Here is an 8744-nt window from a genome sequence, read left to right on the forward strand (position 1 = left end):
CCTGGGACATGCCAAACCCCGCCACCGCCGTCACCACCGCACGCCGCCCCGCCATCATGCTGCTGGACCCCGCAGGCCATCTCGTCGCCCGCTTTGGCGATGCCTCCGGCCAGGTGGTGCTGCCGCAAAACCTTCCCCCCTATGTCCCCGCGGCCTTCATCGCCATCGAGGACCGGCGCTTCTACGCCCACGGCCCGTTTGACCTGCAAGGCATCCTGCGCGCCGGCCTGTCGGATCTCTTCCACCGCCGCATCGTGCAGGGCGGCTCCACGCTCACGCAGCAGGTCGCCAAAACCCTTTTTCTAACCGACCAACGCACCCTGCGCCGCAAAATTCAGGAGGCCGTGCTCAGCCTCTGGCTCGCCAGGCATTATTCGCAGGCGGACATCCTCGGCATCTACCTCAACCGCGTTTATCTGGGCGAGGGCGCCTACGGCATAGACGCTGCCGCCAGGCTCTATTTCGGCGTCCCCGCGGAGAAGCTCACCCTCGCCCAGGCCGCCATCCTGGCCGGGTTGCCCAAAGCCCCCTCCAGCCTCAACCCGCTGGCCAACCCGCAAGCCGCCGCCGCCCGCGCCACCCAGGTGCTGGATGCCATGGTCGCCACCCAGGCAATCACCCTGGACCAGGAGAACACGGCCGAGGCCCAACTCGCCAACGCCGCCTCCCCAACCTCGCGCACCTCCTGGTTCGCGCTCTGGCTCATGCAGAGCCAAGGCGCCGCCATCCCCGAGGGCGAGGACGTCACCCTCAAAACCACCCTCAATGCCGGGCTGCAAACCGTGGCGGAAGCCGCGCTGGACAACACCATCGCCATGAACGGCCCCGCCATGCATGTCTCGCAGGGCGCGGTGGTGGTGCTCGATGCCCGCACAGGCGCCGTGCGCGCCTTGGTCGGCGGCGTGGGCGACCGCGAAGGCTACAACCGCGCCGTGCTCGCCCGCCGCCAGACCGGCTCGGCGATCAAGCCCATCGTCTGGCTCGCCGGCCTGCGTGCCGGCATGTCACCGTCTGATACGGTGTTCGATGGCCCGCTCTACCTGCACGGCTACCACCCGCATGATTACGAGGCGACCTATCGCGGCAATGTCTCCATGACCGAGGCGCTGGCCGATTCCATGAACACCGCCGCCATCAGAATCCTGCTGCGCGCGGGCGGCGCGCGGCGCGTCATCGCCGTGGCGCGCCTGCTCGGCCTTGATGATGATTTCCCTGACGACGCCACCATGGCGCTGGGCTCGGGCGGCGTCGGCGTGCTGCAACTGGCCGGGGCCTATGCCACCTTCTTCAACGGCGGCAACCGCGTCACGCCTTTTGGTGTGTCAGCCATCAACGGCGTACCCGTCGCCAACCCCGGTCCCGTGCCGGTCGTCAGCGCCGCCCAGGTCCAGGCAATCGCGGGCATGATGCGCGCGGTCGTCACCGGCGGCACCGGCACCGCCGCCTTCATCCCCAAGGTTTACACCGCGGGTAAAACCGGCACCACGCAGGACTACCGCGACGCCTGGTTCGCCGGCTACGCGGAGGGCGATATCATCGCCGTCTGGCTCGGCAATGACGACAACACCCCCACCAACAAGGTGCTGGGCGGTACGCTCCCGGCGCAGATATTTAAAACCATCGCCACGGCGCTGGCGGGTTCATAACGCGCCGGTTTCAGCCCTTCACCATGGTTCCGGCGCCGTCCGTCACGCTCACCCGGGTTGGAATGCCCCGCGCCACCGCCGCGCCCACCGTGCAGAACGCCTCGAACTGTTCCAGCACGCGCGGCAGATGGCTGATATTTGCAGCCTCCGCCGCGAAATGGATGGCGATTTCGAGCTGCTGCACGCGCAAATGGTTCGCCTCGTCGCGGCCAACCGTGGCGGTCGCGGTGGTGCTGATGGCGCCGGGCGTCTCGCGATATTTCCTCATCGCGAAATTGAAGCTGGAGGACATGCACGCCCCCACGGCCGAGAGCAGTATTTGCACCGGGCTCGGCCCGGCGGCGGCGCCCAGCGGCGGCGGCTCGTCGGAGATGAGCGCGGGCAACCCCCCGCCGTAATCATGCGAGAACTGAAAATTCTCCACCTGCCGCAAGGTGACGCTGTGGGTCTCTGTCATGCCATCCTCCATTTCCTGGAAATTTAAGCCGGCGGCGTCATCGCGAGGCAGCCGCTGCCCCCTACCGCCCCATTGCCGTCAGCATGAACCGCCTCTTCAGCCGCGGCATCCGTTCCACCGCGGCCAGCCCCGCATCCCGCGCCAGCCGCAGCAGCGGATTGTTGGTGGAGAACAGCCGGTCCAACGCGTCGGTTGCCACCAGCATGAGCATGTTCGCCGGCCGCCGCGCCGCCTGATACGCCGCCAGAAGCTCCGGCGTCCCGCAGTCGGCGGCCCCGGCCAGCAGCTCCACCAGCGCCACCGCATCCAGCAGCCCCAGGTTCAGCCCTTGCCCCGCGATCGGATGCACCCCATGCGCCGCATCGCCGATCAGCGCCAGGCGCGTATCGTAATACCGCGCCGCGTACATCGCCGAGAGCGGATACGTCCACCGCCGCCCCACCAGCCGTACTTCGCCCAGGTGCTCCCCAAGCCGCTTGCGCACTTCGGGCAGAAAGCGCGAGTCATCCATCGCCGCCAGCCGTTTCACGGTCTCATGCCGGTCTGTGAACACAATCGCCGAGAGATGCGGATGCGCCGGCGTTCCGGTCATCGGCAACTGCGCGAACGGCCCGCCGGGCAGAAAATGCTCCAGCGCCACGCCCTCATGCGGCTTCTCATGCGCGATGGCGCAGACCACGGCCGACTGCCCATAATTCAGCCGCGTCACCGCTATCCCGGCCTGCCCGCGCAACTGCGAGCCCCTGCCATCAGCTGCCACCACAAGCCCGGCCGTGAAAACTTCCTCGCCCACGGTCACACGCACGCCATGCGCATCGCGCGACACCTGCGCCGCCGCCGGCGCGCGCAGCGTTACCCCTGGCGTCGCGCGCAGCCGCTGGTTGATCGCGATGCGCAGGCTGCGCGCCTCTATGATCCAGCCAAACGCACCCTCGCCAACGTCGCCCGCGTTAAAATGCAGTTGCAATGGCGAGGCTGGGCGCCCCACCTTGCCGTCCGTCACGTCGATCTTCTCAATAGGGCAGGGGGCAAAGGGCAGCGCCTCCCACAGCCCGGCCATATCCAGCAGCCGCTTGCATCCCGCGGCGATGGCATAGGCCCTCCCGTCGAAATCCGGGTGTTCCATCGGCGGCAGCGCCGCGCGGTCCACCAGCAGCACCGTTTTCCCTTGCGCCGCCAGGGCGCATGCCAAAGCGCCGCCAACCGGCCCGGCTCCGATAATCGCAATGTCATGGCTGAATGTCATGCCGCATATGAGGCAGAGCCGCGCCCGCGCGCAACCCATCCGCATGGATTTCGGCGCCCGGAAATGCCGCCGCCGCCGCGCCATCCCGGCACTCTTTGGTTTGCCCAAAAACAGAGCGTGTTTTTGCACATATTTTAAGCGCTTCAACCTAGTTTGCCTGGTGGCGGCGCACAGAGCCGGGTCCACGGCGTCGGACAAACCGGGGCAGGCGGCATCCAGCGGCTTTAACTTTTTGGATGATCCGCAACGGCACGGTCCTTGCTTTCCTCCTACGGCGCAAACCCAAAGAGCTTTCCACAACGTGCTCTGCTGACCTGCCCAGGCTCCAGGTCATCCAAAAGCAGAGGAAAAGAGGAACAAACACGCGATGAGTAAGCGATCAATATTGGCGGTCCCGGCAGGCTTGGCCCTGCTCGTCGCAGGCGCCGCGCCAGCCCTGGCGCAAACCGCAGCCCCCACGTTGAATTCCGGCGACACGGCCTGGATGCTGACCTCATCGGTCCTGGTTCTGATGATGACGGTCCCCGGCCTCGCCCTTTATTACGGCGGCCTGCTGCGCCGTAAAAACATTCTCGCCATGCTGATGCAGTGCTTCTTCGCCACGGCGTTGATCTCGGTGCTCTGGGTCATCGTCGGCTACAGCCTGGCCTTCACGGCGGGCAGCGGCCCCAGCGCGCCCTTCATCGGCGGCTTCTCGCGCGTCATGCTCAATGGCACCGGCCTCAACGGGCTTTCCGGCACCATCCCGGAGACCGTGTTCGCCATGTTCCAGTGCACCTTCGCGATCATCACCCCGGTGCTGATCCTGGGCGGCCCGGCTGACCGCTTGAAGTTCTCCTCTTCCATGGTGTTCCTCGGCATCTGGCTGCTCGCGGTTTATGCCCCCATCGCGCACATGGTCTGGGGCCCCGGCGGCTTCCTCGCCAATGCGGGCGTGCTGGATTTCGCGGGCGGCACGGTCGTGCATATCAATTCGGCCGTCGCCGGTCTGGTCGCCGCCATCATGGTTGGCAAGCGCACGGGCTACGGGCGCGACAACATGGCCCCGGCTGACCTGGGCTACACCATGCTCGGCGGCGCGCTGCTCTGGGTTGGCTGGTTCGGCTTCAACGCCGGTTCCGCCCTCACCTCCGGCGGTCAGGCTGGCATGGCGATGATCAACACCCACCTCGCCACCTCGGCCGCCGTGGTCTCCTGGACCCTCACGGAATGGATGCTCAAGGGCAAACCCAGCCTGCTGGGTGCCGTCTCGGGCGCCGTCGCCGGCCTTGTCGCCATCACCCCCGCCTGCGGCTTCGTGGGTGTCAGCGGCGCGCTGGTCATCGGCCTGGTTGCCGGCGTGGTCTGCTACTGGGGTGTCACCGGCTTCAAGGGCATGTTCCAATATGACGACGCGCTGGACGTCTGGGGCGTGCATGGCCTGGGCGGCATCTGCGGCGCCATGCTCACCGGCGTGTTCGCCCTCACCGAAGTCGGCGGCCATGCCGGCCTCATCGAAGGCAATGCCCACCAGCTGCTGATCCAGGCTGAAGGCATCATCGTCACCATCCTCTACAGCGGCATCGTCAGCTTCATCATCCTCAAGCTCATTGACCTGACAATGGGCCTGCGGGTCAGCAAGGAAGACGAGATCCAGGGGCTGGACATCACCCAGCACGGCGAGGTCCTGCAACACCTCAGCTGATCCAGGGCAAACCGCGAAGCAAACAGCGCCGCAAGGCGCTGTTTGTGGTTTTGTTTGTGCTTTTGTACGCCGCCACATGAAAACAAAAACACTTTGAGAATCAGCGGCCTCCCTCATATAGTCGAGACATGGCGGTAAATTTTGAGGCGCGGCGGTTCATCTCCCCAGCACTGCGGGCGCAGCTGCGCCGGCGCGTGTCGGAACTGGGCGCCATTGCCTGCGCGCTCGCGGGCCTTACCCTGCTGCTGGCGCTGGTCTCCTACAACCCGGCTGATCCTTCTTTCGACACCGCCACCGCCGCGCGCACCGGCAACCTCGCCGGGCCGTTCGGGGCCAGCTTCGCTGACCTTACGCTCCAGGGGTTTGGCATCGCCGGCTTCATCCCGCCAATGATTTTGCTGGCCTGGAGCTACCGGCTGGGCGCGCGCGGGGCCATCGGGCACGTTAAACTGCGCATCGTGCTGGGCGGCTTGGCCTTGCCGCTGGTGGCCACCGCGCTGGCCCTGGGCCTTGCGATCATTCCCGGCCCGCCGGTCAGCTGGCCCGTGCCCTCGGGCATCGGCGGCACCGCGGGCGCCATTCTCTCCGGCGCCTTCGCCTCTGCCGGCGCCTCGCTGCTGGGCCGCGTCGGCAGCGGCATCATGCTGCTGGTCATCCTCGCCCTCGCCATGTCCGCCTTTGGCTACGCGCTGGGCTTCACCCCCGGTGAATGGCGCTCCGGCGGTGCCAAGGCCGCGCGGGCCGCCGCCGCTTCCGTCGCGCAGAGCCGCCGCGGTGCCGAGGCCGTCTCCTCCTGGATCACGCCGCTATTCGCGGGCGCGCCCGCCGTGCCGGCCCGCGCCTGGGGGGGCGCGGCCGTTGCGCCGCGCCAGCAACAGCCCGCCCTGGCTGAGGACGAACCGGACGGCGACGCCCCCATCCCCTTCCTGCCGCTGCGCGCCAAGCCGCTCATAAAGCCCGCGGCTCCGGCCAAAAAAGCCCCCGCCAAGCAGGAGCGCCTGCCCCTGCTGGAAGTCGGCTGGAGCTGCCCGCCGCTGGACCTGCTGCGCCCCGCCCCCGCGCGCGCCAGCACCGGCCCCAGCGCCGAATCCCTGGAATCCAACGCCCGCCTGCTGGAAACCGTGCTGCAGGACTACGGCGTGCAGGGTAAAATCGTGGAAATCCGCCCCGGCCCGGTGGTCACGCTCTACGAGCTTGAACCCGCTCCCGGCATCCGTTCCTCGCGCGTCATCGGCCTGGCGGACGACATCGCCCGCTCCCTCTCCGTCGTCGCCGTGCGCATCGCCACCGTCTCGGGCCGCAACGTCATCGGCATCGAAGTCCCCAACGCCAAGCGCGAGACGGTCTACCTCTCCGAGCTGCTCGGCTCGGAGATGTGGGATGGCCAGTCCGGCAAGCTCTCCATCGCGCTGGGCAAGGACATCTCAGGCGCCCCCATCGTGGCGGATCTCGCCCGCATGCCGCATCTGCTCATCGCGGGCACCACCGGCTCGGGCAAATCAGTCGGCGTCAACGCCATGATCATGAGCCTGCTCTTCCGCCTCTCGCCCGAGCAGTGCCGGCTTATTCTCATCGACCCCAAGATGCTGGGACTCTCCGTCTATGACGGCATTCCCCATCTGCTCTCCCCGGTTGTTACCGAACCGGCCAAGGCGGTCGCCGCGCTCAAATGGGTGGTGCGCGAAATGGAGCGCCGCTACCGCTCCATGAGCCAGCTCGCGGTGCGCAACATCGCCGGTTATAACGAGCGTGTGGAAGAAGCCCGCTCGCGCGGCGAGGTCGTCACCCGGCGCGTGCAGACCGGGTTTGACTCCGAGACCGGCAAGCCCGTGTTCGAGGATCAGCCGCTCGCCCTGGAGCCGCTGCCCTTCATCGTCGTCTTTATCGATGAAATGGCGGACCTCATGATGGTCGCGGGCAAGGAGATCGAAATCGCGGTGCAGCGCCTGGCGCAGATGGCGCGCGCCGCCGGCATCCATGTCATCATGGCAACCCAGCGCCCGTCGGTGGATGTCATCACCGGCACCATCAAGGCCAATTTCCCCACCCGCATCAGCTTCCAGGTCATCTCCAAATTCGACAGCCGGACGATTCTGGGCGAGCAGGGAGCCGAGCAGCTCCTCGGCCAGGGCGACCTGCTCTACATGCAGGGCGGCGGGCGCATCACCCGTGTGCATGGCCCCTTCGTCTCCGACCAGGAGGTGGAGGCCGTGGTCGCCTATCTGCGCGAGCAGGGCGAACCCGCCTATCTCGACGAAGTCACCGAACCGGCTGACGATGAAGCCGCCAGCCTCGCGGGCGGTGCCACCGGCGGCAACACCACGGGCGAGAATGCGCTGTATGATCAGGCAGTCTCCCTGGTCGCGCGCGAGGGCAAGGCCAGCACCTCCTTCATTCAGCGTCATCTGCAAATCGGCTACAACCGCGCCGCCAAGCTGATCGAGCAGATGGAGAAAGACGGCATCGTCAGCCAGGCCAATCATGTCGGTAAACGCGAAGTTCTGGTTCGCCGCGAAAAAGATGATTAATCTCTAGTTGTCATCGCGTCAGGTATAGTTGATAGATTAATACCTGATGAATAAGTCAGGCAAGCGCGCAGACTCAGCAGCCAGCCTCGGCGCCGTGCCGTTGCGGGCCGACAAAATCGGCGCCGCCAACCCGATGCTCAGTATCGAGGCCCGGCAGAAGCTCGCCCTCATCGCATCAATCCGTCATTTCAGCGCCGGCGAGACCCTGTTTCATGAAGGCGATGAGGCCGCATTCATTTTCAACATCATCTCCGGCGTGGCAAAATCCTATAGTTTTCTGCCTGACGGCCGGGAGGTCATTCAGGCCTTCCTGTTCGCCAACGATCTGATCGGCCCGCTGGGCGGTGAGAGTTTCGTCAACACCGTCAAAGCGATCACCCCGGTCGTGGCTTACACCCTGCCGCTCCCGGCATTGGTGAAGTTGCTGCGCTCAGACCCCGGCCTGCAATGGCAATTTCTGATCAAGGCGTGTCATGAGCTGCGCCAGGCGCAGCAGCACGCCATCGCCTTGTCGCAAAACAGCGCCAAACAGCGGCTGCTTATGCTGTTCAACCTGCTGCGGTTGCATAACGAGCCGCTAGGCGCCAGCGCCGGCCATATCCATCTGCCGATGACCCGCACTGATATCGCCGACTACACCGGTCTCGCGGTTGAGACCGTCAGCCGCGCGCTGCATCAGCTCCAGCGCGAGGGGGTCATTCGCCTTATCAATCAGCAATGCATTGAAATTACCGATGAAAGCACTTTCGCCGCGGCGTTGGCCATGGAAATCTAGTGTCTTGCCCCTGAAGGCCGCGGCACCGCGCAGCGGACGGAAGGGACAAGCAGGCCACTGAAAGCAAAGCGCCCTCAGACTCTGGCCGCCGCGGCCGCTAAATTATAAAGATAGAGGGTAATCCGGACTTCAAATTGGCCCGCAAAGCGGATCAATCTGAGGTCACCGCACTCTAAAAATGCTGCACTGCAAAATTTTCTCGCACACCCGCTGATTTTATGCCAGAACAGGCGCCTGTCCCCCTGTGGAGGAGGTGCTCATGCCTGACCATCCGCTCATCAATCTCTTTTCGCACAACAAACCGGACGATACCCCCTGGCGCACCGATGGCCTGCGGGATTTTTTCCTCTACCGGGATCTGGGCGTCGCCGCCGCCACCGGCGGGCGTGTCATCGCCCAGTTGGTCAA

General features: G+C 65.8%; 6 protein-coding genes. 4 read left to right on the forward strand and 2 right to left on the reverse strand.

Annotated features, from left to right (window positions below):
* The coding region (locus HKL97_RS03075) for a transglycosylase domain-containing protein (protein WP_291422638.1) at nt 1-1646 on the forward strand (1646 nt) is incomplete at its 5' end.
* 10 nt (nt 1647-1656) lie between these two features.
* Here the strand turns inward: HKL97_RS03075 and HKL97_RS03080 are convergent.
* Nucleotides 1657-2103, reverse strand: a complete 447-nt coding sequence (locus HKL97_RS03080; protein ID WP_291422639.1) for an OsmC family protein — start codon at nt 2101-2103, stop codon at nt 1657-1659.
* A 61-nt stretch (nt 2104-2164) separates the two neighbouring features.
* Nucleotides 2165-3349, reverse strand: coding sequence for an FAD-dependent monooxygenase (locus HKL97_RS03085; protein WP_291422640.1), 1185 nt, complete (start codon nt 3347-3349; stop codon nt 2165-2167).
* A 367-nt stretch (nt 3350-3716) separates the two neighbouring features.
* On the opposite strand from HKL97_RS03085, the gene HKL97_RS03090 reads away from it, so the two are divergent.
* The 3 genes from HKL97_RS03090 to HKL97_RS03100 all read left to right on the forward strand — a co-directional run bounded on the left by HKL97_RS03090 (nt 3717) and on the right by HKL97_RS03100 (nt 8336).
* Entirely contained in the window at nt 3717-5033 is a 1317-nt protein-coding gene (locus tag HKL97_RS03090) for an ammonium transporter (RefSeq protein ID WP_291422641.1), read from the forward strand.
* 128 nt (nt 5034-5161) lie between these two features.
* Nucleotides 5162-7561, forward strand: a complete 2400-nt coding sequence (locus HKL97_RS03095; RefSeq protein ID WP_291422642.1) for a DNA translocase FtsK — start codon at nt 5162-5164, stop codon at nt 7559-7561.
* A gap of 46 nt (nt 7562-7607) precedes the next feature.
* Complete coding sequence (locus HKL97_RS03100) at nt 7608-8336, forward strand: Crp/Fnr family transcriptional regulator (protein ID WP_291422643.1); 729 nt, start codon at nt 7608-7610, stop codon at nt 8334-8336.
* Nucleotides 8337-8744: the final 408 nt, after the last annotated feature.

Origin of the sequence: Acidocella sp. (assembly GCF_013044125.1) — a bacterium.
GTDB lineage: Bacteria > Pseudomonadota > Alphaproteobacteria > Acetobacterales > Acetobacteraceae > Acidocella.

What these genes read in the sequence shown, in the direction of transcription:
- HKL97_RS03085 (WP_291422640.1), bottom strand. Translation starts at nt 3,349, where the DNA reads ATGACATTCAGCCATGACATTGCGATTATCGGAGCCGGGCCGGTTGGC.
- HKL97_RS03090 (WP_291422641.1), top strand. Translation starts at nt 3,717, where the DNA reads ATGAGTAAGCGATCAATATTGGCGGTCCCGGCAGGCTTGGCCCTGCTC.
- HKL97_RS03095 (WP_291422642.1), top strand. Translation starts at nt 5,162, where the DNA reads ATGGCGGTAAATTTTGAGGCGCGGCGGTTCATCTCCCCAGCACTGCGG.
- HKL97_RS03080 (WP_291422639.1), bottom strand. Translation starts at nt 2,103, where the DNA reads ATGACAGAGACCCACAGCGTCACCTTGCGGCAGGTGGAGAATTTTCAG.
- HKL97_RS03100 (WP_291422643.1), top strand. Translation starts at nt 7,608, where the DNA reads ATGAATAAGTCAGGCAAGCGCGCAGACTCAGCAGCCAGCCTCGGCGCC.